Here is a 21,758-nt window from a genome sequence, read left to right as displayed (position 1 = left end):
GCAGCACCCCTAGCCGACCTCGGCGCCCTCCACCGCCGTGACCGTGCGCACCGCCGAGCCGGTGGCCAGCAGGGCCGCCACCGCCGTGGCGGCACACGCGATGGCGATGGGGACCGCGGGCACGAGCGTGACGGCATAGGTCGCCGACGCCACGCGGATGCCCAGGACCCCGGCGCCGACTCCCGCCACGACGCCGACGGCGACGATCAGCGCCGCCTGGATGCCGAGGAGCGAGACCGCCCAGCGCGTGCCCAGGCCGAGTGCGACCAGGCGGGCCAGGTAGCTGCGCACCCGTCGCCCCTGGGCGCGGATGATCGTGACCAGGACCGCGAAGCCACCGAGGACGAGGGCCGCGAGGAACACGTAGGCCGTCGTCGGCAGGGTGGGCTCGGGCGGCTCGACGGCGTACTGGACGAAGTTGCCGTCGTAGCCCGCCGCAACGGCTGCCGCGGCCGCCTCGGCGGTGACGTGCGGGGAGACGTCCGCGAACACGTAGCGGCTCGGCGCGCTGACCGGCAGGCCGAGGTCCTCGGCGCTCGCGCGCAGGATGGCACCGCCGAAGTTCGCCCGCAGCGCGATCGGCAGCGCGACACCCAGCGTCGGCAGCGGCGCGGTCCGCAGCGCCCGTGCGCCCGTGGGAGAGATGACCTCCAGCCGCTGCCTCCCGCCGGCCCCGGTGAAGTCCAGGACTCCGCCGTCCTCGAGGGTCGCCTCGCCGGTCGCGGACACCTCGTCGCCGATGACCCGCCTCACGTCGGCGACCGTGTCGACCACCATGATGTTGAGGCTCGTGCGTCCGGCGGCCGGCGCACGGGTGAAGAAGGCCGCGAGGGTGTCGTCCTCGCTGCGCAGCCCTCGGATCGCGACCGGGCGCCCGATGCCGGGGACGCTCCTGATGGCGTCGGCCGCTCCCGTGACGTCTCCCGCGCCGCTGTCGCTCTGCACCCAGATCTGGCCGGCCGGAACCCGGCTGAAGGTGAACGTCGCATCGCTCGCCTTCTGGCTGGCCAGCTGCGTGGCCACCAGGACCGGCACGGCGATGCAACAGGCCACGACTCCGGCGGCGAGCGCCTGACGGGACACGTCGGACTCGATCAGCCGCCGCGCGACCCACCATCGCGGCGATCTCCGCGGCATCGTCCTCACCACGATCCTGAGGAGGTCGGGCGTCACGAGGATGACGGCCGCCAGCGCCAGGTAGGAGGCCCGCACCGACGTGGCCCTGCTGCTCCCGACCTGGAGGGCTCCCACGCCGAGCAGGACGACGGCCACCCGCCGGAGCAACCCGAGCCGGAGCCCGGAGAGCGCGCGGCGCACGGCGGTGAGCCGACCGCGCTCGGAGGTCGGCTCGGGCCACGACGTGCCGGCCGCGACCAGCACCACGCACATGGCCGCGACCGCGACCGTGGTCCGGTCCAGCCGCGGCACCGGCGAGAGCGTCTGCTCCGCGAGCCCCGGCAGGACGGTCGCTCGCAGTGCCAGCGCGGCCAACCACCCCAGGACCAGTCCGACGGTGACCGCCAGGGTCATCGTCGCGGCGATCACGAGGAGGTGCGGCGCCGTCACCCACACCCGCCTCACCCCGACCGCCGTCAAGCGGTTCGCGGTACGCCGGGTGGCGGGCCGGACCTGCGCCACCACCAAGGACGAGACCACCAGGACCAGGAGCAGGAGCGGGAGGTAGGAGACGACCGCCTCGTCGGCGCCGAACGTGGGCACGTCGCGTCGCGCGACGTCGTCACGGGTCTGCCGGCTCTCCTGGATGTAGCCGGAGCGGTCGCCCTGCTCCTTCGGCAACGGCGGCAGGGCCTCGGCCAACAGGTCGCTGATGGCGGGGACGGTGCTGGTGTCCTCGACGAGGACGCGGAGCTTTGCCTCGGTGGGTCCTGCCGCCCGCCCGGGTCTCGCCGGAGGGATCGACTCCCAGGTGCCGGGCGCAGCCACGATCGTGTCGTCCTTCTTGGCGAAGGCGTCCTCGACAACCCCGACGAGGTCGAAGGAGACGCGACCCGACAGCACCGTGAACGAGTCGGGGTCGCCGAGGGACTCCAGCAGCTCGGGCGAGACCGCCACCTCCCCCGGCGCACTCGGCCACCTGCCGTCCTGCAGCGTGTACCGACCGGGGAACGCCTCGCGCAGGTTGGGATCCTCGGCGTAGCGCAGGACGCTCAGGGGAGCCTGCACGAAGCGCTTGGCGAGGTGGTCCGGGCGGAGCGCGTCGGTCTCGATGAGGACGTGGGCGCCCGGCGCCACGGCGCGCACCCGGTCCTGGATGCGGCTCGTGCCACCGGCGTCGAGATCTCCGACGTCGACGTTCGCGAAGACGCCGGCGTCGTAGCGACCGAACTCCTTCTCGGCCAGCTGCTCGCTGGTCGGCAGGAAGGCGCTGACGCAGATCACCACCGCCGCGAAGATCGCGAAGACCAGCGTCACGACGGTGAGCGAGCGGCGGGAGGCCGGCGTGCGGAGCCAGCCTCGGGCCAGGACCTCGCCGGCGACGAGGGGGGCCGAGGCGGACCGTGAGCCGCTCACGGTGACAGCCTCCCGTCGACGATGTGGTGCACCACGTCGGCGAAGTCGCGCGCCAGCGGGTCGTGCGTGGCCAGGATGATCGTGACGCCGTGCGCGTCGCTCAGGTCCCGCATCAGCGTGAACAGGTGCTTGGAGGTGTCGGAGTCCAACGCGCCCGTCGGCTCGTCGGCGATCAGCACCTGCTGCTTCCCGGCCAGGGCGCGCGCGATGCCGACGCGCTGGCGCTGACCACCCGACATGTGCGCGGGGAACCGGTCGTCGAGCCCGGTCAGCCCGACGGCCTCCAGCGCCGCCGACGCCTCCGTCATCGACTCGTCACGACCCCTCCCCCGGACCATCAGCGGCAACGCGACGTTCTCGCGCGCCGAGAACTCAGGGAGCAGGTTGTTGGACTGGAAGATGACCCCGACGTGGCGCAGGCGGACGTCGGCGCGCGTGCGCTCGGACTCACCGGACAGCGAGACCCCCGCCACCTCGACCGTGCCCGAGTCGGCCTGCTCGATGCCCGCGAGGATGTGGAGCAGGGTCGTCTTCCCGGACCCGCTGGCGCCGTAGAGACAGGCGAACTCGCCGGCTCGGACGTGCATGCTGATGTCGTCGACCGCGGTGATGGTCTCGTCGCCGAGCCTGAAGTCCTTCGAGACGTGGTCCAGGCGGGCGGTCATCTCGACTCCTAGGCTGGTGACAGTGGGCGACGGACTGCCACGACCCTGCGGTGCCGTGACGGGCGGCCGGCCAGGCCGCCCGCCGCAGCATCATTCGATCAGGTGCACCGGTTGGTGTAGGAGTGCGACTCGGCCTGGTTGTCGTCCGGGTTGCTCGCCGAGGCGGACGCCTGGTCGTTGGCGAACATCGAGACGCAGTTGCCGTTGCCGCTGAGGCCGTAGAAGAAGCGGGCTCCCGTCCCGGAGGTGTTCTTCCACGACGACAGACGGTTGCGCAGACCCGGGTCCATGTTGGCCAGGCCCGTTCCGGGGGTGCGCACCGTGAGCAGGGTGTTGTAGGCGCCGCCGTCATGGTTGGTGCCGCCCGCGTAGGTGCAGGTGCGGTTGTTGGCACAGCTCTCCGCACGGGCGACGCCTGGCGCGGCGAGGGCGGGGATGGCGAATCCCAGGACGCCGACGCTCATCGCGGCAGCCACTCCGAGTGACAGGTAGGGGGTGTTCCGGGTCATGGTCGTTCCGTTCGTTCGATGCCGGGTAGGACGAGGGATCTCCGCGCGCGGAGACAGGGGTCGTCGGCGAGGTGCCGGGCCGGCGATCGTGGGGAGCGGTGGTCACGCGCTCGAAGAACGGATCGTGGGAACCACCTGGCCCGAGAACCGCGTGTCCGAGGCGGCTCACGATGTCCGCTCACCCCCGTCTTGTCAAGGACATCCTGACGTCGCTTCCGAGCGGTCGCAGGATGTCCGGTCCCGCGACGTCGCCGACCGCGGGATCGAACACCTCAGCGCAGCATGCCTGCCAGTCGTGCGATGTCCGTGGGTCCGACCCGGCAACAGCCACCGATCAGGCGTGCCCCCGCGTCCACCCAGGCGGTGGCGAGCGCGAGGTCGAAGGAGCCCTGACCCGCCCACGAGCTGGACGTCGCGTCCCACTCCTCGCCGCGGTTGGGATAGGCGACACCGGGCTTGCCCGTGACCGAGACCGCGGTCTCGATGGCGGCGAGGACGTCGGCGGGCGCGGAGCAGTTGACCCCGACGGCGCGGACCGCCGTGCTGTCGGCGAGGACTCCGTAGGCCTCCTGCAGCGGCTGGCCGGCGCGCGTCTCGCCGTCGCTGACGGAGTAGGAGAACCACGCCGGCACGCCGAGCTCGTCCAGCAGCGGCACCAGCACCTCCGCCTCGTCGAGGTCCGGGACGGTCTCGACCGCCAGCAGGTCCGGAGCCGCCGAGGCGAGGAGCTCGAGCCTCGGCGCGTGGAAGTCGCGGAGGGTGGCCGCGGAGACGCCGTACCGACCGCGGTACTCGGAGCCGTCCGCCAGCGCGGCGCCGTAGGGCCCGACGGACGCTGCCACCAGGAGTTCGCGCCCGGTCGACGCGGCGACCTCGTCCGCCGCCTCCCGGGCCCGGTGGACGCTGCTCCTGATCATGCCGGCGGCCGTCTCCTCGGAGAGCCCGGCACGGACCAGGCCCGGGATGCTCGCCTGGTAGCTGGCGGTCGTCGCGACGTCGGCGCCCGCCTCGAAGTACGCGCGGTGCACCGCGACGATCTCAGCGGGCTCGTCACGGAGCAGCCGCGCGGTCCAGAGGTCGTCGGCGAGGTCGTGACCTCGTTCCTCCAGGGCGTTGGACATGCCCCCGTCGAGGATGACCACGTTGCGCTTGAGGACCTCGTCGAACCGCGACACCGTCCCAGTCTGCAGCACGTGGTCCGCGGGCCACCGGGAACCGCACCGACAGGGCCGGTGGCACCAGTCGGAGAACGTCTGACGTTCCATCAACAGCCATTGACATGAGAACCTCGTAACGATGAGAATGAGCGTCTTGCACAGGTTGGGGTGGCACCTGGGAAGACCATCAGGCTTCGGACACGTTCCACTCGGCGACTAGCCGAGACCAGGGATGACGAGAGGATCCGCGATCTTGGGAGCAAGCATGTCGTCGTCCGGCCGCAACGCCCATCGGGGCACCAGGGCCGGCGGACAGTCGACCACCCCGGTGAGATCCAGCCCGGTGGCGGGCAACTCCTACGTCGACGCCGGGCTCGGTGGCGTCACCAGCTGCTACTTCACGGTCAGGGCCATCCCGGCCGCCGACATCTCTCGTTAGGTTGAAAGACGTGTCCTCTTCAGCGTTGGCGCGATTCCCCCATCCCGTCCTGGCCACCGTCCTCCTGGCCGCAGTCGTGGCCGTTCCGGTCGCGGCGACTGCCTCCTCCCACGATGACGCCGGGCCTGGTGGCCGCGCCGACGCCGCGACCGCCAGCACCATCGGCCAGGTCACCAACGGAGGGATCCGCTGCGATGAGTCCGGCGCACACCCGACGATCATCCAGAGCACCTGGCCCGCGGGGGGCGTCGACTACACGGCGCATGCGCCGGGTGTGATCACCTCGTTCAGCACCTACCAGTCCGACACCAGCGCCCGTGGCCTCGTGCTCCGCCCCACCGGGGCAGCCGACCAGTACACCGTGGTCGGTCGGAGCGCGGTCGGTCAGGCGTCCGGGCCTGCGATCGTCGCCATCGCGACGCGGATCACCGTCCAGCCCGGCGATCGGATCGCGCTGCAGGTGCTCAGCCCGGCCGGCACCAAGTCGTGGTGCTACGTGGCCACCATCAACGGGTACGCAGCGAGCGCGCTCCCCGCGTCGGACTTCAACCCGGAGACCGACGGTGCCGTCGCAGACTTCACCGGTGCCCCCTCGGAGAACCAGTACGCAGCCAATCTCGCGGCTCAGCTGGAGCCCGACGCGGACGGCGACGGCTATGGCGACGTCACCCAGGATCTCTGCCCGACCCTGTCGACCCAGCAGACCCCCTGCCCGACGCCCAGCCCGACCACGAGTCCGAGCCCGACCACGACGCCCACCCCCGCCGTTCCGCGGCCCGACACCAGGCTGGTCGGGATCACGAAGAAGAAGATGAGCAAGCGCACCGTGACGCTGAGGTTCAGGTCGTCCGTGCCCGGATCGACCTTCCGCTGCAAGGTCGACAAGCGGTCGGTCAAGACGTGTGCGTCGCCGTTCCGCAAGCGCTACAAGCCCGGAAAGCACGTCGTGACCGTCACGGCGGTCGACCCCTCGACGGGTCTCTCGGACCCGACGCCCCTGGTCGTCAAGTTCAAGGTGAAGCGGAAGTGAGAAGGCAGTGAGTCCTCGATGATGTCCATCACCCGGGCTCGGGTTCGCACACACGTCCGTACCGTCGTCGCAGTGGCGGTGGCCGCGGCCGATCTCGTCGCCGTCGATCCAGCCAGAGTCCCCTGGTCGTATGCGAACTCAGGCAGAAGCGACTGAGATCGCCCCTCAGTCAGCACCACATGGAGGCAACGCCTAGTCCGGCTGAAGCCGGTCGAGCCGCTTCGCGACCTTGTCCCTGGCCTTGGTCGCCTCGTCGAGCGCGTCCTGGGCCTCCGACTTGGTCTCCTCGGCGCCCTCGAGCTCCTCGTCGACCTCTTCGGAGGTCTCCTCGAGCTCGGCGAGCTTTCGCTTGAGCTCGTCGATCTCGGCCTGGACCTGCATCGAGCGGGCCTCCAGCCGCTCGACGTCGCCGACCGCCTCGTCGTAGGCGGCCTGGACCTCGGACAACTCCTCGTCGGCCGCGTCCAGGGCCTCCTGCGCGGCGGCGAGGGCCTTGGCATCCGCCTCCGGGTCGGGTACGACGTGCAGCTCGGGGCGGCCCGGGGGTGGGGCCTCCTCGACCTGGCTCGCCGTGAAGCCCAGTGCCTCGGGGAGCGCGACCGCGCCGCTGAGGTCGGTCTCCCCCACGCCGGTCGAGGACAGCGCGGTGACGAGCAGCCCGCTGCGCACGGCCTCGGCGCACCGCTCGTCGAGCATCGCCGCGGTGAGGGTGGCCTCGACCTGGTCGCTGACCGCGGAGGTCACCTTCACGCCGGCCTCCGACGCCAGCGACCGCGCCTGCTGGGTGATCGCCGCGGTCACCTGGCGCCGCTGGCGGGTCAGCGCCCGCAGGTCGTCGCCCGACATCGCGGCCTGCGCCTCGCGAAGGGACGCCCCGACCTCGAGGATCCGCTCCACCTGCTCGCCGTCGCGCCGCACCAGCAGGTTGACGACCCAGGCTGCGAGCGAGGGTTTCTTCAGTGCCTTGACGGGCGCGGCGAGGTCGGTGCCCTTGAGCGCCTTGGCGCGGGCGTCGCGAGCGGGCGTGAAGTCGGGCAGCGCCAGGGCGTAGAGCTCGTCGGCGATCTCGAGCAGGTCGTCGGCCATCAGGGCCGACCCGCCGCGACCCAGCGCTCGTGGCCGGCCAGGCTGCGCTCGAACAGCGCGCGCAGATCGTCGTCCTCGAAGCCCTCCAGCGACAGCCCGATGGCCGCCAGCGCCGCCAGCCAGGCGTCGTAGGTCGTCAGGTCCCTCGTGTGGTGGCCGGAGGCGTCGATGCGGCCGGCGACGCAGCCACGGACCGTCTCGAGGCCGTCCTCGTCGCGGCGCTGCACCACCAGCAGCCGGGTGAAAGGGCCGTCGGGCGGGGTCGACAGCACCGCGTGCGCCGCAAGGACCGCCGCGGGGTCGGTCGGGCGGCTCGTGACCTCCAGGCCGACGAACGCGCCGCTCGGGTCGTTGCGGAAAGACCAGCCGTCCGGCCTGACGTCGGTGATCGCGAACCGGAACGGCCCGTCGGCGTACTCACCCACGAGCAGCGGCAGCGGCTCCCAGAAGCCCTCGCCCAGCCCGACGTCGGGCCACCAGCGCCCGCCCCGGTTGTCGTCCGTCGGCAGCCCCGAGACCACCAGCGCCAGGTGGTTGAGGGCCGGGCTGTCGCGGTCGCCCTCCTGCGTCCACACGTGCCCGTGGCGCCGCTCGACCGTGAAGCCGAGGTCGACCAGGACCCGCTCCAGCACGGCGTTCTGGTGCAGGCAGTAGCCGGCGCGACCGACCTCGCCGACGCGCTCCAGGCTCGACTCGGGGTCGACCGAGGGGGTCTGCGCGAGCATGATGCCGAGGTTCTCGTAGGGCAACGTCGCGAGGTGCCGGCGGTGAAGCAGGCGCAGCGACTCCAGCGTCGGCGGCAGGGCCTGGTCGACACCCAGGCGCCGGAGGTAGGCGCTGATCGGCACCCGCCGAGCATAGGACGGTCGGCCCGCCCGGGGCTCCGGACTCCTATGCTCGCCGGATGGCAGCCGAGAGCGCACCGCCCGGACTCCCGACGACCGTGCGCCGTGTGGACGAGGCGCACCGGCGCTTCGGCGAGTTCGCGGCGACGTACTTCGACGCGATGTGGGCAGGCGACCCGCTGGCGGACGCCTTCGTCGCCGACGTCGCGGGCCTCGGGCACGGCCGCGCCATGCGGATGCTCAGGACGGCCTGCCGCGACGGCATCGAGGCGGTGGGCGACGCGCCGGACTCGCTGCGGGCGCTGTTCGCGCAGCTCGACGACGTCCCCGACTGGGTCGACCTCGAGCGCATCGACCGCGACAGCGCCTACATCGGGCGCTACACCCGGCAGTCCGGGATCGTGCTCGGGGCCGCCTCGCTGGTCAGCGGCTACGCCAACTCCGCGGCGTCGCGTCCGCTGGAGATGACCGGGCGCTACGTCGAGAACGCCGGCGCCCGCACGATCGAGGTCGGCTCCTGGCTCGTCGCGGTCAGTGGCAGCGGCGGGCTGGAGCGCTTCTCCACCGGCTTCGAGCTCACCGTGCGGGTGCGGGTCATCCACGCGATGGTGCGCGCCGCCCTGCGCGAGGACCCTGCCTGGGACCTACCCGCGTGGGGCGTGCCTATCTGCCAGGCCTACCTCGGCTACACGCTGGTGGAGTTCTGCCTGATCCCGGTCCGCGGCATGCGCGCGATCGGGGCGCCGCACCTCCCGGCCGAGGAGGCCGCCGCCTACGCGCGCTGGCGCTACCTCGGCCACCTGCTCGGCATCGACGCCGCGCTCCTGCCGCGCGACCGCGCGGAGCAGGAGCGGCTCGAGGAGATCTACCTGCTGACGCGCCCGCCGGTCGACGCCTACTGCCGCGAGCTCGTCGGCAGCATCAACGCCGACTTCCTGGTGCCCGAGATCGAGGAGCTGCTGCCCGCGCGCCCGGCCCGTCTGCGTCGGCTCGCGCCGCCGGTGGTCCACGGCCTGGAGCGGATCTTCCTCGGCGACGAGATCGCCGACGAGCTCGGCATCCCGCAGGCGCCGCGCACGAAGCGCCTCGTGGAGCGGGTCGGTCCGGTGCTGACCCGCGCCAACGGCGCGCTGGACCGACGGCCGTGGACGCTGGAGCCCCGGCGCCGCCTCGGCGAGCGCTACCGCCAGCGGCAGGAGCTCCGGCTGCGCACGCGCTACGGCGTGCAGCACGACCTCGTCGACGCCTCCCCCGCGGGCGGCAAGCCCCACCCCGCTCGCGGGGCGTGAGCCCTCAGTCGTCGTCGAGGCCCTGCTCGATCGCCCAGCGGGTGAGCTCGACGCGGTTGTGCATCTGCAGCTTGCGCAGGGTGTTCTGGACGTGGTTCTGCACCGTGCGGTGCGAGAGCACCAGCCGCTCGGCGATCTGCTTGTAGGACATCCCCTTGGCGACCATCTTGAGGATCTCGGTCTCCCGCTCGGTCAGCTGCGGGCGCATCGGGTCCTCGACCGGCTCCAGGAGCCGGCGGAACTCCCCCAGCACCAGCCCCGCGAGACCGGGCGTGAACACCGTGTCGCCCGCCGCCACCCGCCGTACGGCGGACAGCAGCTCCTCGCGCGAGGCCGACTTGACCAGGTAGCCGGTCGCGCCCGCCTTCACCGCCTCGAGCACGTCGGCCTGCTCCCCCGACGCCGACAGGATCAGCACGCGGGCGGCCGGGTCCTGGCGCAGCACCTCGGCGGTCACCGCGACGCCGTTGGGCTCGGGGATCTGGAGGTCCAGCACCACCACCTGCGGGCGGCAGGCGGGGAAGCGCGCCAGCGCCTCGCTCCCGTTGCTCGCGACGCCCACGACGTCGAAGCCCGCGGCCTGGAGGTCGCGCTCGACGGCGTCGCGCCACATCGGGTGGTCGTCCACGACCATCACCCGGGTCGGCTGGTCGTCGATCGTCTCCGGCTGCATGGCATGGACCCTACTGACAACGTTAGTTGTCCCGCCCTCGACGCAACCGGGATGTAGGCGCCCGCGCAGCGAGCGGTCAGTCCTTCTTCCTCGACTTCCTCGGCCGGTCAGGCGGCAACATCAGTTCAGGAATGGCCCGAAGCAGGAACTTGTCGAAGTGCGGCACCGTGAACGCGGCGTAGCCGTGCTCGGGGGTGTAGAGCAGCCCCATGTTGATCAGCTGGGCCCGCGTAGGACCCATCTGCGTCGACTTGCGTCCGATGACTGCAGCCACGTCTTGAGCCTTCTGCGCTGCAGGACCAAGCTCGGCCATGGCTCGCAGGTAGATGCGCTCCATCTCCGTGGCCCGATCCAATCTCACGCGGAAGAAGGACTCATCGAGCTTCGCCTCATAAGTGGGGACGGCTAGGAGCACGTCCTCGCGTGTGATCACGGGGCCATCTGCGACTCCCCAGACGGCGTAGCCAAGCTCTTGCAAGAAGTATGGATACCCGCCCGTTACCTCAAGCGCCAGGGTCAGGGCATCGTCACTGTATTCAGCGCCTTCGTCCTGCGCGGGCTCAGCCAGGGCCGCTCGAGCGTCCTGATCATCGAGATTCCCGATGCGCGGGAACTTGAACAATCGCTCCGAGTACGACTTGGCGTCCCCCGCCAGCTCTGCGATCTGCGGGAGGCCAGCTCCCACCATCGTGACGGGGAGCCCTCGCTGAACGGTCTTGTGCAACGCCGAGATCAGCGCCTCCAACTGCGTGGTGGAGAGGAATTGCACCTCGTCGAAGAGCAGCACCAGACCCCTCTGGACGTCTGTCGCCGCCTCCCCAACGGCCACCAGGAGGTCAGTGAGGTCCGCTTGCAGGTCCTGTTGATCGGCGAAGCCTTGCGCGGCCTCAACGTCGATGCCACCGGTGAGGGCCCCGCCTGGATCTACCGAGACACTGAAGGACTTCAGCACCGCCGCTGCGCGCCGCATGCGGTTACTCCAACGGGCTTTGGGCGACATCTCGAACAGAGAAGTGCGAATCGCGCTCACCATCTGCCGCCGGAACTGCTCGTCATCGTGCTTGGAGACCTCGCGCTCGACCACGACCCAGTCCAACTCTTGAGCCTTGGTCCTGAAACGACCCAACAACACCGTCTTACCGACCCCGCGCAGTCCCGTGATGATCATGGACTGTTCCGTGCGCCCAGCGCTCATGCGACGAAGCAGCAGGTCGAAGTTCTTCAGTTGCGCGTCACGTCCGAGCACGGCCGGGGGCTGCGCCCCAGCGTTTGGCGTGTACGGATTTCTGATCGGGTCCACACGTGGATCTTATCTGATTTAGTCGGGTTTATCGGATCTCCATAAATGTCAATAAAGACGATAAAGCAGGCTCCCGGCCGCACCGTCACTCCAGGACGGGTAACAGAGCGACACCACGACCAACCACCTACAGCAACGTCGCGATCGCCGGAAGGTACGCCGGACCGGCGGCGAGGAAGTCGCCCAGCTCTGCGCTCGGCACGACGACCACATCGGATCCCGGACGCAGGCGCACCTCGTCGGCCCGGACCGTCAGCCTCACGTCGAAGACCGCGTTGACGCAGCCGACCTCCAGGCGCACCATCCCCAGGACGCCGAGGACGTCCACCTGGGACGCCTGCACCCCCAGCGCCCGCTCCACCCGCTGCGACATGAACTCGAACAGGTCGTCGGACGTCTCGAGGACGCGCTGCGCGGGTGAGGCCGTCCCGCCCACCAGCTGGAGCTCGACACCGGTGACCTTGGGCGTGCTCAGCAGGAGGTACTGGTCATCGGCCGTGCGCACCAGGCCGTCCGCGACGAACGTCCGGTCGTGGTGCTCGGGACGGACGCGTGGGTCACGGTGCAGCACCTTCATGGCGGAGTGCACGCGGTAGGGCTCCAGCGTCAGTCCGAGCTCCAGCACGCCGTCGCGCTCGGCCGCCGACTCCAGCCGGTACGCCGGCGCGTCGGCCAGTGGGAGGCCGCGGGCCGCCGCCTCGGCGAGCTGGTCGGACCACACCTCCGAGATGGCCAGCTCGATCGTCGGGTCGACCACCCGGCTGGACGCGCTCACCTGCCGCACGAGCACCTTGTCGCGTGGGAACGTCACGCGCCCGGCCGCACGTAGCGCCCGCGCCGGTGCAGCAGCGGCGCCTCGTCGTCGCCGACGGTGACGGCGTCGATGCGGCAGGTGACCTCCAGCGACCAGCCCACCTCGCGGCTGTCGACGACGCTCACGCCGGCCCAGGTGTCGGCCGAGGTCAGCCGCGGGCCCCACTCGGTCTCCTCGAAGGGCGACATCCGGAACGGGCCGCCCGGTGCCGGGGCGGTGCCGGCGAAGGCCTCGGCGAGGTCGCGGTCGGGCCAGGAGAGCAGCTGCACGACGCCACGGCCGGCGTCCAGGAGCCCCTCGGTGAGGTCGGCGTCCGGGTCGAGCAGACCCAGCAGGTGGGCGGGCTCGCCGTGCGCCAGCATCAGCGAGGTGACCGTCAGTCCGGAGCGGTCGCGACCGGATCCTGCCGTCCACAGGCTCACCGCGCCGCCGAGGCGACCGCGCAGCCGGCGTACCGGATCAGGGTCGGGGTCCGCGAACGGGTGGGTGCTGTGGATGGTCACAGAGCGAGCCTAGGGCGGCACCCGGCGACGCCCCGTGACTACGCTGCTTCAGTGAAGACGAGGAATCGGGTCCTGGCGATCCTGGGCGTGCTGCTCGGGCTGAGCGCGCTGCTCGCGGCGCCCGCCACCGCCGCCGACGGCGACGGTCGGGTGGTGCGCGTCGGCACGGAGGGCACCTACCCGCCCTTCACGTTCGTCGACCCGCGCACCGAGGACCTCACCGGCTACGACATCGAGGTGATGGACGCGGTCGCGAAGGAGGCCGGCTGGGGCGAGCCGGACTACGTGCAGTCGACGTTCGACGCCCTGTTCCCGGCGCTGGACGCCGACCGGATCGACGTCATCGCCAACCAGGTGACGATCAACCCCGAGCGCGAGGCGCGCTACCTGTTCACCCGCCCCTACACCTACTCGCGCGGCGTGATCGTCACGGCGGCCGGCACCGACGACGTCACGAGCCTGGACGACCTGAAGGGGCTCACCGCCGCCCAGTCCGAGACGAGCAACTGGGCGCAGGTCGCCCGCGACGCCGGCGCGACGGTGCAGTCGGTCGAGGGCTTCGCCCAGGCCGCCGAGCTGCTCGTCCAGGGCCGCGTCGACGTGATCGTCAACGACAACATCGCCGTGCTCGACTACCTCGCGTCCACCGGGTCCGACGACATCAAGATCACCGGCTACGCCGGCGAGGAGGTCAGCGAGCAGGCGCTGGTCTTCCCCAAGTCCCAGCAGGCACTGCGCGACCAGGCCGACAAGGCGCTCGAGCAGCTCGGCTCCGACGGCACGCTCGCCGACATCTCCGAGAAGTACTTCGGCGCCGACGTCTCCGTCGAGAACCCCGACGAGGTCGACGTCACCACCGACCGGGACCCGCGCTCGTGGGGCGAGGTCCTCCAGGACGCGGCCTGGCCGATGCTGCGCGGCGCGATCCAGGGCACCATCCCGCTGACCGCGATCAGCTTCGCGGCCGGACTGCTCATCGGCCTCGCGGTCGCGCTGGCCCGGATGTCGCCGTCGCGGCTGCTCAGCGCCCCGGCCCGGTGCTACATCTCCCTGATCCGCGGCACCCCGTTGCTGGTCCAGCTGTTCATCTTCTTCTACGGCCTTCCGCAGGTCGGGGTCACGCTGCCCGGCTTCCTCGCCGGGTGCCTGGCCCTGAGCCTCAACGTCGGCGGGTACGCCGCCGAGATCATCCGTGGCTCGATCCTGTCGGTGCCCCGCGGCCAGCTCGAGGCGGCTACGACCATCGGCATGGAGCGCTGGCAGGCGATGCGCCGGATCGTGTTGCCCCAGGCCGCGCGGATCGCCGTGCCCCCGCTGTCCAACTCGCTGCTGTCGCTGGTCAAGGACACCTCCCTGGTCTCGGTCATCCTCGTGACCGACCTGTTCCGGGAGGCGCAGAACGCCGCCGCGTTCAGCCAGCAGTTCATGCCGCTCTACATCTTCGCGGCGCTCTACTACTGGGTCATCTGCTTCGCGCTGTCCGTCGGGCAGGGCAGGCTCGAGAAGCGACTGGGAAGGTACGCCGTATGAGCACCCCGCTGATCGAGGTCCACGGGCTCGCCAAGGCCTTCGGGGACACCCCGGTGCTGCGCGGGGTGGACTTCACCGCCGCCTCGGGCACCGCGACGGTGCTGCTGGGGCCGTCGGGCTCGGGCAAGACCACCGTCCTGCGCTCGCTCAACGTGCTGGAGACCCCGGACGCCGGGCTGGTCCGCATCGGGGACGCGGCCGTCGACTTCTCCGAGCTGCCCGACGACAAGGGCGCGCGGCGACGCCAGGTCAGGGCGCTGCGCTCGCGCAGCGGGATGGTCTTCCAGTCCCACAACCTCTTCCCGCACAAGACCGTCCTGGGCAACCTCATCGAAGGACCGGTGCAGGTCCAGGGTCGCCCCGAGGACGAGGCCGTGGCCGAGGCCCGGCAGCTGCTCGAGCAGGTGGGGCTCGCCGGCCGCGAGGACGCGCGACCGGCCGACCTGTCCGGCGGCCAGCAGCAGCGCGTGGGCATCGCCCGGGCGCTGGCGCTCAAGCCGGACGTCGTCCTGCTCGACGAGCCCACCTCGGCCCTCGACCCCGAGCTGGTCGGCGAGGTCCTCGGAGTCGTCCGCGACCTCTCTCAGCAGGGCTGGACGATGGTCATCGTGACCCACGAGGTGCGCTTCGCGCGGGACGTCTGTGACCAGGTGCTCTTCCTCGACGGCGGGGTCGTGGCCGAGCGCGGCAGCGCCGAGGTGCTCACCGACCCGCAGCACGAGCGCACGAAGCAGTTCCTGCGGCGGGTGCTCGAGGCGCGCTAGGCCGGGCGCGGCACGACGAGCTCCCACTCCGTGCCGAACGAGCCGGTGGCGAGCTCGGCGGTGCCGCCGAGGTCGGCGATGCGGCCGCGGATCGACTCGCGCACGCCCAGGCGACCCTCGCCGGCGGCCGCGTCGAGGCGGCCCTCGGGGATGCCCGGCCCCTCGTCGCGCACCGACACCTCGACCCGGTCGGGGAACGCCTCCAGCAGCACCCACGCGGGCGCGTCGACCCCGACGTGCACCGCGACGTTGTCCAGGCACGCCGACACGACCGCCCGCAGCTCCTCGACCAGGGCGGCGGGCAGCTCGACGGGCGTGCCGGGGGCGGCGACGGTGACGTGCCCCCGGGCGCCGAGCTCGGCCAGCGCGGCGGCGAGGTCGGCGGTCGCGTCGGGTGCCGTGGAGGACACGGCGTCCTGGGAGCGGATCAGCGTGCGCAGGACCTGCTCCTGCTCCCCCGCTAGCCGACCCAGGTCGGCGGCCTCCCCGCCCAGCTCGGCGCCGCGACGCTGCACCAGCGCGAGCACCTGGAGCACGCCGTCGTGGACGGTGCGCGCCAGGCGGGCGCGCTCGGCCTCGGCGAGCGCGGCGCGCTGCGCCTCGTCCCGCTCACGGGCCATCAGCTGCAGCGACTCGGCGAGGAAGCCGACGATCGGCCCGCAGATGAGGAGCAGGAAGAGGTTGCCGTAGTTGCCCTGGGTGAGTCCGTCGCGCGCCAGCGCGTCGGTCGCGGCCACGCAGACCGAGGCGAGGAGCCCGCCGCGCCAGTGGTGGTGGATCGCCCAGGCGAAGATCGCGCAGGCCACCCAGAATCCCGGGATGGAGGCGTTGAACCACACCCCCTTGACGATCGGCGTGGCGGCGAGCAGCCCCGCGGCCACGGCGAGGTCGGCCCCCAGCAGCCAGGGGGTACGGCGGTCGGGGTCGGCGTAGGCGCGGAGCGTCACCCCGGTCCACAGCGCCATGACCACGCAGCAGACGACCGCCCACCGCGGGTGCTCGAAGTTGTCCGCGCGGTAGAGGTTCAGGCCGAGCGCGTTGACCAGCAGGACGACACGCAGGATCCCCAGCGCCCGGAACAGCCGGTCCTCGACGTCGAGCGCGGGCCGGGTCCAGAGCCGGAGCTGGGTCAGGACGCCTTCTTCTGCTCGTCGTCGTCCGGCGGGGTGATCGACTCGGTCCTGGCCTTCGCCTCGGCCTCGAGCCGCTTGGACTCCTCCTTGGCTCGACCGGCGTACATGTCGACGTACTCCTGGCCGGAGAGGCGCATGATCTCGTACATGATCTCGTCGGTGATCGAGCGCAGGATGTAGCGGTCGTTCTCCATGCCGGCGTAGCGCGAGAAGTCCAGCGGCTTGCCGAAGCGCACCACCGGCCGCGTGACCGAGCCGAACGTCTTGCCCGGAGGGGCCACGACGTCGGTGCCGACGACGGCCACGGGGATCACCGGCACGCCGGACTCGAGCGCGAGCCGGGCGACCCCGGTCTTGCCGCGGTAGAGCCGGCCGTCGTGCGAGCGGGTGCCCTCGGGGTAGATGCCGAAGAGGTCGCCCTCGCCGAGGATCCGCTTGGCGGACGACAGCGCGCCCTCGGCCGCCGAGCCGCTGGTGCGGTCGATGGGGACCTGCCCGGCGCCGGTGAAGAACTGCTTCTGGAACCAGCCCTTGATGCCCGGGGTCGTGAAGTACTCCGCCTTGGCCACGAACGTCACCCGGCGCGGCAGGGTGAGGGGCATGAACATCCAGTCCGCGTAGGACAGGTGGTTGCTCGCGAGGATCGCGGCGCCCTCCTCCGGCACGTGCTCGGCGCCCTCGACCTGCGGGCGGAACACGACGCGCAGCAACGGACCCAGGGCGACCCACTTGAGGAACCAGTAGAACAACGAAGCACCCTTCTCATCGTCGAGCCGGCGGCAGCCCTGACCTGCTCGCAGCGTAGTGCCTGCGAGCGCCAGTCACCTACCACCTCCGTGGTGCACAATCACCGCATGACGATCGACCCCCTCGCGTCACCCCTGACCATCGCGGCGCGACCGGAGCTGACGGGCGGGCGGCGCATCGGCGTCCTGCTCAGCCACGGGTTCACGGGCCAGCCCGCCTCGATGAAGCCGTGGGGCGAGCACCTCGGCGCCCTGGGGTACGCCGTCTCGGTGCCGCGGCTGCCCGGGCACGGCACCACCTGGCAGGAGTGCAACACCACCACGTGGGACGACTGGTACGCCGAGCTCACCCGCGCGTTCGAGTCCCTCGCCCGCGACACCGACGCGGTCGTCGTCGGCGGGCTGTCGATGGGTGGTGCGCTCACGCTGCGGCTGGCCGCCGACCACGCCGACCGGGTCTCCGGCCTGCTCCTGGTCAACCCGGCCGTGGCCACCAAGCGGCTCGACGTCAAGCTCCTGCCGGTCCTCAAGCACCTGGTGCCGTCCTTCCCCGGCCTCGCCAACGACATCAAGAAGGCCGGAGGGGACGAGCACGGCTACGACCGGACCCCGCTCAAGGCCATCCACACCCTGATGCGGGCCTGGCCGCCGCTGGTGGCCGACCTGCCCAAGGTCACCTGCCCGATCCTGTACTTCCGCTCCTCGGTCGACCACGTCGTGGACGAGGCGTCCCAGCCGCTGATCACCAGCAAGGTGTCCTCGCGCGACGTCACGGTCGTCCCCCTGACCGAGAGCTACCACGTGGCCACGCTCGACAACGACGCCCCGCAGATCTTCGCCGACTCCGCCGCGTTCGTGGCGCGCACCACCGCCGAGTAACCTCGAGGAGTGCAGCGCGACAACGACGACGAGGCGTGGCGCGCGATCGTCGAGAACTTCGGCGAGCGGGCCGACCTCGACCCGGAGCCGCCGGCGCCCGAGCCGGTCGCCGACGCACCGGTGGCCCCCGCACCGGCCGGACCCACCGGCTGGGACGAGACCGCCCCGGACGACGACTGGACCACCGACCGGTTCGTCCCGCCGCCCCCGCCGCCGCTGCCGACGACCACCCCCGACCGGATGGTCGCCTGGGCGGGCCTCTTCGGCGCCCCCGCCATCCTGCTCGTGTGCCTCGTGGCGGGTGTCGACCTGCCCAGCCTGGTGGCCTACCTGCTGGTGGCGGCGTTCGTGGGCGGCTTCCTCTACCTCGTCGTCCAGATGCCGCGCGGTCCGCGCGACCCCGACGACGACGGCGCCGTCATCTGACTCAGCCCGTGCGGGCGAGGTGGGCCGCACCCACCATGCCGGCGGCGGGGCCGCAGGCCGCCACCAGCAGCGGCGGCAGGTCCCGGTGGCCGGCGCCGACCAGGTGGCGCTCGAGAGCGGCCCGGGTGGGGCCCAGCAGCAGCTCGCCGGCGTCGACGACACCGCCGCCGATCACCAGCGCGGCGGGGTCGAAGGAGCCCACGAGGCCGGCCAGGCCGATGCCGAACCAGTCGCCGACCGAGGTGAGGGCCTGGATCGCGACCGGGTCACCCGCGGTGGCCGCCGCGGTGACGGCCTGCCCGTCCTCGTAGGCGTCACCGGCCAGGCGCCGCAGCGCGTTGCCGCTGGCGTACTCCTCCAGGCAGCCGCGCATCCCGCACTCGCAGACGCGCCCGTCGGGCACGACCCGCACGTGGCCGAACTCCCCCGCCATGCCGTTGGCGCCGCGCCACAGGCGGCCCCGGTGGACGATGGCGCCGCCGATGCCGGTGCCGATGGTGACGAGCAGGAAGTCGGAGTGCGAGAGCCCGCGCCCGAACGCCAGCTCGGCGATCGCCGCGCACGACACGTCGTTGTCCAGCAGCACCGGCACGCCCCAGCGGGCCGACAGGCGGGCGCCGGTGTCGTCCTCCTGCCAGGGCAGGTGGGTGGAGAAGCGCACGCGGCCGCGCGCCACGTCCACCAGCCCCGCGACCGAGAGCCCCACGGACGCGAGCGGGCGCCCCTGGGCGACCTCCTCGACCGCCTCGGTGACGGCGTCGTCCAGCTCGTGCGGCGCCGCCGACCGGCCGGGGGTACGCCGCCGGGCGGTCCGCAGCACGCGGCCCTCGGCGGTCACCTCGCCGGCCAGCACCTTGGTGCCGCCGATGTCGACCCCGACGTGCAGGGGGCTCACCGACGAGCCAGGTCGGCCGCGCCGATCACACCGGCCTTGTTGCCCAGGGTCGCCAGGCGGATCTCGGCGGTGGGGTGGTGCCCGAAGCCGCTGAGGTGGGACTCGAAGGCCGCGCGCATCGGGTCGAGCAGCAGGTCGCCGGCCTCGCTGACGCCACCGCCGATCACCACCGCCGCCGGGTCGAGCACGGCGGCGAGCGAGGCGATCCCGCCGCCCAGCCAGTAGGCCAGTGCGGCGAGCAGCTCGACCGCGAACGGGTCGCCGTCCTGGGCGGCCTCGGTGATCAGGGGGCCGGTGATCGCGTCGGGCCGGCCGCCGGCGCGCGCCAGCAGCGGGCCCACCTGCTCCGACCCGCCGCCGGCCGCGACCCGGGCGTCGCGCACGAGCGCGGAGCCGCTGCCGTACTGCTCCAGGCAGCCGCGCTTGCCGCAGCCGCACAGGTGCCCGTCGGGGACGACCCGCAGGTGCCCGATCTCGGCGGCGACGCCGTAGGCGCCGCGGTAGAGCTCGCCGCCCAGGACCAGCCCGCCGCCGACACCGGTGCCGACGGTGACCATCAGCTGGTCCTCGACGTCCTCGCCGGCACCGAACGCGAACTCGCCCCAGGCGGCGGCGTTGGCGTCGTTCTCGATGATGACCGGCAGGTCGATGTGCTCCTGGAGCTCGGCTCGCAGGTCCAGGTCGCGCATGGCGAGGTTGGGGGCGAAGAGCACCCGGGCGCGTGAGGCGTCGACGTAGCCGGCGAACCCGATGCCCACGCTCTCGACCTCGTGGCGGGTGCGCAGGTCGGCGACCAGCGTGGCGATGGCCGCCTCGATGGCCTCACGGTCGGTCGCCGGGGACTCGACCCTCGACTCCTCGAGGATCATCCCCTTGGCGTCGACCACGGCGCCCGCGATCTTGGTGCCTCCGACATCGATGCCGCACGTCAGGCTCATGACTCTCCCTCTGACCCGAGGTCGTCGTCCAGGTCGATCCGCTCGACCTGCTGGGCACGCCCCGAGGCGTCGGGTGGGACGGGGGTGGCCAGGAGGCCGGCGGCCGCCTGCACCAGGGCGGAGGCGGCGGTCGCCAGGTGGGCGCGCACCTCCGGGCTCGTCTGCCGGACGGCGTGCACGGCGCGGCACAGCGGGCAGTAGCTGCACTCGGCGGCGCCGGTGGCGACGTGCTCGTCGATGTCGTGGACGGCCGCGGCCGCCTGGCCGGCGAGCCCGCCGAGGCCCTGGCCGAGGTCGGCGCCGTGCTCGGTGGCCCAGCCGGCGAGGGCGCCGAGGAGCTTGGCGGCCTCGTCTCCGACGCTGCCCACGGGCTCGTCGCTGCCGCCGTCGGGGCCGTCCTGGGGGTCGTTCACGTCACCTTCTCCGTCGCGTCCGCGTGCGCCGGGTCCGCGAACCGGACCCGGAGCTCACCCTCGTCCACCCGGGCGCCGGCGACCTGCAGTCGCGCCAGCCCCGCGGGGAGGGTGAGAAGGCGACGATACGACCCCACGGTCACGACCAGCTCGTCGCCGTTCCTGGCGAGACCGACCTCGGTGCGCGTGACGAAGGGCAGCGAGAGGTGGAGCACGGCGCCGGAGGCGGTGCGCTCCACCCGGAACGGCCCCTCCCCCTCCGGCACCGCGAGGGGGTCCGCGCCGGCGTAGACCTCGGCGGCGAGCGTGCGCAGGGCCTCCACGCCGACCGGCTCGGCCGGCCGGTACTCCGAGCGCCAGACCGGTAGCCCGGCGAACGACTGGTCCACCTCGGCCAGCACGGCGTCCTGGGCCACCACCCACCCCGCACGCCAGTCGTCGGCCCCCTCGGCGGGGAAGACCCGGTTGGCGACCACCCCGTCGACGCGGTAGCCGAAGAGCGAGAGGCTCGTGTAGGAGCGGCGGGCCTCGGCCAGCACGACGGCCTCGGGGGTCAGCACCAGCCGTACGCTCGCGTCGGGACCCGACAGCAGGGTGTGCACCTCGTCGAGCTCGGCGTGCAGGCGCTCGACGGCGTCGAAGAGACCGTCACCGGGCATCGGCACGCCGGCCGCGCGCGTCAAGACCGGCTTGAGCGCCTTCACGACGCGCCGCTGCGTGGGCAGGACCCGCTCCATGTACCAGCCGAGCGCCTCGGGCAGCGCCAGCAGCCGCAGCGTCTCCGCGGTCGGCGCGCAGTCGACCACGACCACGTCCCACTCCCCCGACAGCGCGTGCAGCCGCAGCTCGAGCAGCGCCAGAACCTCCTCGGCGCCGGGGATGACCGTGAGCTCCTCGGCCGCGACCGGGTCCACCCCCGCGACGTCGAGCACGCTCAGCAGGTAGCCCTGGATCTCGGCCCACGACTGCTCGAAGCGGAGCTGGGCGTCGACCTGCTGCACGAACAGCCGCTCGGCCACCTCGGTCGGCTCGGAGCCCACCGGCGCCCCGAACGCGTCGGCCAGGGAGTGCGCGGCGTCGGTCGACAGCACCAGGGTGCGCTGACCGGCGGCCGCGGCCAGCGCCGCCGTGCCGGCGGCCACGGTGGACTTGCCGACGCCGCCCTTGCCGGTGAACAGGAGGATGCGCACGA

At 72.3% G+C, this 21,758-nt stretch carries 22 protein-coding genes; 6 read left to right on the top strand and 16 right to left on the bottom strand.

The window, feature by feature from the left end:
* Positions 1–9: 9 nt before the first annotated feature.
* The 4 genes from E4622_RS03970 to mmuM form a co-directional block, all read right to left on the bottom strand.
* Positions 10–2,532, bottom strand: coding sequence for a hypothetical protein (locus tag E4622_RS03970; protein WP_134738754.1), 2,523 nt, complete (start codon positions 2,530–2,532; stop codon positions 10–12).
* Positions 2,529–3,197, bottom strand: a complete 669-nt coding sequence (locus E4622_RS03965) for an ABC transporter ATP-binding protein (RefSeq protein WP_167735968.1) — start codon at positions 3,195–3,197, stop codon at positions 2,529–2,531. The genes E4622_RS03970 and E4622_RS03965 overlap by 4 nt, the downstream gene beginning before the upstream one ends.
* Positions 3,198–3,295: 98 nt before the next feature.
* Positions 3,296–3,706: a hypothetical protein gene (locus tag E4622_RS03960; RefSeq protein WP_134738753.1), complete on the bottom strand. Its 411-nt coding sequence runs from the start codon at positions 3,704–3,706 to the stop codon at positions 3,296–3,298.
* A 272-nt stretch (positions 3,707–3,978) separates the two neighbouring features.
* A complete protein-coding gene (gene mmuM / locus E4622_RS03955) occupies positions 3,979–4,881 on the bottom strand; it encodes a homocysteine S-methyltransferase (protein WP_245155872.1) in 903 nt (300 codons plus the stop codon).
* Positions 4,882–5,312: 431 nt separating this feature from the next.
* Here mmuM and E4622_RS03950 point away from each other — a divergent pair, with 431 nt between their 5' ends.
* Entirely contained in the window at positions 5,313–6,332 is a 1,020-nt protein-coding gene (locus tag E4622_RS03950; protein WP_134738751.1) for a hypothetical protein, read from the top strand.
* 192 nt (positions 6,333–6,524) lie between these two features.
* Here E4622_RS03950 and E4622_RS03945 read toward each other — a convergent pair whose 3' ends face one another.
* Positions 6,525–7,418 carry a hypothetical protein gene (locus E4622_RS03945; protein ID WP_134738750.1) on the bottom strand — a complete coding sequence of 298 codons (894 nt, stop codon included), beginning with the start codon at positions 7,416–7,418 and terminating at the stop codon, positions 6,525–6,527.
* Positions 7,418–8,266, bottom strand: coding sequence for an arylamine N-acetyltransferase (locus tag E4622_RS03940; protein ID WP_167735967.1), 849 nt, complete (start codon positions 8,264–8,266; stop codon positions 7,418–7,420). Before E4622_RS03940 ends, E4622_RS03945 begins: the two co-directional genes overlap by 1 nt.
* Positions 8,267–8,322: 56 nt before the next feature.
* Between E4622_RS03940 and E4622_RS03935 the strand changes: the two genes are divergently transcribed.
* The gene (locus E4622_RS03935) at positions 8,323–9,552 is read left to right on the top strand and encodes an oxygenase MpaB family protein (RefSeq protein WP_134738748.1); all 1,230 of its coding nucleotides are present in this window, start codon (positions 8,323–8,325) and stop codon (positions 9,550–9,552) included.
* Positions 9,553–9,556: 4 nt separating this feature from the next.
* Here E4622_RS03935 and E4622_RS03930 read toward each other — a convergent pair whose 3' ends face one another.
* The 4 genes from E4622_RS03930 to E4622_RS03915 all read right to left on the bottom strand — a co-directional run bounded on the left by E4622_RS03930 (position 9,557) and on the right by E4622_RS03915 (position 12,842).
* On the bottom strand, positions 9,557–10,225 hold the full coding sequence (locus E4622_RS03930; protein ID WP_134738747.1) for a response regulator transcription factor: 669 nt from the start codon (positions 10,223–10,225) through the stop codon (positions 9,557–9,559).
* Between the two features lie 76 nt (positions 10,226–10,301).
* Positions 10,302–11,525: an ATP-binding protein gene (locus E4622_RS03925; protein WP_134738746.1), complete on the bottom strand. Its 1,224-nt coding sequence runs from the start codon at positions 11,523–11,525 to the stop codon at positions 10,302–10,304.
* A gap of 127 nt (positions 11,526–11,652) precedes the next feature.
* Positions 11,653–12,336, bottom strand: coding sequence for a hypothetical protein (locus E4622_RS03920; protein ID WP_134738745.1), 684 nt, complete (start codon positions 12,334–12,336; stop codon positions 11,653–11,655).
* Positions 12,333–12,842, bottom strand: coding sequence for a flavin reductase (locus E4622_RS03915; RefSeq protein ID WP_134738744.1), 510 nt, complete (start codon positions 12,840–12,842; stop codon positions 12,333–12,335). The genes E4622_RS03920 and E4622_RS03915 overlap by 4 nt, the downstream gene beginning before the upstream one ends.
* A gap of 51 nt (positions 12,843–12,893) precedes the next feature.
* On the opposite strand from E4622_RS03915, the gene E4622_RS03910 reads away from it, so the two are divergent.
* Together E4622_RS03910 and E4622_RS03905 are read left to right on the top strand one after the other, a co-directional pair.
* Positions 12,894–14,372, top strand: a complete 1,479-nt coding sequence (locus tag E4622_RS03910; protein WP_245155871.1) for an ABC transporter substrate-binding protein/permease — start codon at positions 12,894–12,896, stop codon at positions 14,370–14,372.
* Positions 14,369–15,136 (top strand): amino acid ABC transporter ATP-binding protein, encoded by a 768-nt coding sequence (locus tag E4622_RS03905; RefSeq protein ID WP_134738743.1) that lies wholly within the window; start codon positions 14,369–14,371, stop codon positions 15,134–15,136. The genes E4622_RS03910 and E4622_RS03905 overlap by 4 nt, the downstream gene beginning before the upstream one ends.
* Here the strand turns inward: E4622_RS03905 and E4622_RS03900 are convergent.
* Positions 15,133–16,269 (bottom strand): DUF5931 domain-containing protein, encoded by a 1,137-nt coding sequence (locus E4622_RS03900; RefSeq protein WP_134739403.1) that lies wholly within the window; start codon positions 16,267–16,269, stop codon positions 15,133–15,135. The two genes, E4622_RS03905 and E4622_RS03900, sit on opposite strands and share 4 nt — an antisense overlap.
* Positions 16,266–17,018: a lysophospholipid acyltransferase family protein gene (locus E4622_RS03895; protein WP_134738742.1), complete on the bottom strand. Its 753-nt coding sequence runs from the start codon at positions 17,016–17,018 to the stop codon at positions 16,266–16,268. Before E4622_RS03895 ends, E4622_RS03900 begins: the two co-directional genes overlap by 4 nt.
* 105 nt (positions 17,019–17,123) lie before the next feature.
* On the opposite strand from E4622_RS03895, the gene E4622_RS03890 reads away from it, so the two are divergent.
* Together E4622_RS03890 and E4622_RS03885 are read left to right on the top strand one after the other, a co-directional pair.
* Positions 17,124–17,894: an alpha/beta fold hydrolase gene (locus E4622_RS03890; RefSeq protein WP_134738741.1), complete on the top strand. Its 771-nt coding sequence runs from the start codon at positions 17,124–17,126 to the stop codon at positions 17,892–17,894.
* Between the two features lie 9 nt (positions 17,895–17,903).
* Positions 17,904–18,320 carry a hypothetical protein gene (locus E4622_RS03885; protein WP_134738740.1) on the top strand — a complete coding sequence of 139 codons (417 nt, stop codon included), beginning with the start codon at positions 17,904–17,906 and terminating at the stop codon, positions 18,318–18,320.
* A 1-nt stretch (position 18,321) separates the two neighbouring features.
* On the opposite strand, the gene E4622_RS03880 is transcribed toward E4622_RS03885, so the two are convergent.
* From E4622_RS03880 to E4622_RS03865, 4 genes are read right to left on the bottom strand one after another with little or no spacing between them, the layout of a single operon-like run.
* Positions 18,322–19,215: an ROK family protein gene (locus E4622_RS03880; protein WP_134738739.1), complete on the bottom strand. Its 894-nt coding sequence runs from the start codon at positions 19,213–19,215 to the stop codon at positions 18,322–18,324.
* Positions 19,212–20,153 (bottom strand): ROK family glucokinase, encoded by a 942-nt coding sequence (locus E4622_RS03875; protein WP_134738738.1) that lies wholly within the window; start codon positions 20,151–20,153, stop codon positions 19,212–19,214. Before E4622_RS03875 ends, E4622_RS03880 begins: the two co-directional genes overlap by 4 nt.
* Positions 20,150–20,566 carry a hypothetical protein gene (locus E4622_RS03870; protein WP_134738737.1) on the bottom strand — a complete coding sequence of 139 codons (417 nt, stop codon included), beginning with the start codon at positions 20,564–20,566 and terminating at the stop codon, positions 20,150–20,152. Before E4622_RS03870 ends, E4622_RS03875 begins: the two co-directional genes overlap by 4 nt.
* Positions 20,563–21,756 (bottom strand): ArsA family ATPase, encoded by a 1,194-nt coding sequence (locus tag E4622_RS03865; protein WP_134738736.1) that lies wholly within the window; start codon positions 21,754–21,756, stop codon positions 20,563–20,565. The genes E4622_RS03870 and E4622_RS03865 overlap by 4 nt, the downstream gene beginning before the upstream one ends.
* Positions 21,757–21,758 lie beyond the last annotated feature (2 nt).

The sequence above is a fragment of the Nocardioides sp. 503 genome (assembly GCF_004522095.1).
Lineage (GTDB): Bacteria > Actinomycetota > Actinomycetes > Propionibacteriales > Nocardioidaceae > Nocardioides.
The sequence above is the reverse complement of the archived record's forward strand: the minus strand, read 5'-3'. Positions and strand labels throughout refer to the sequence as shown.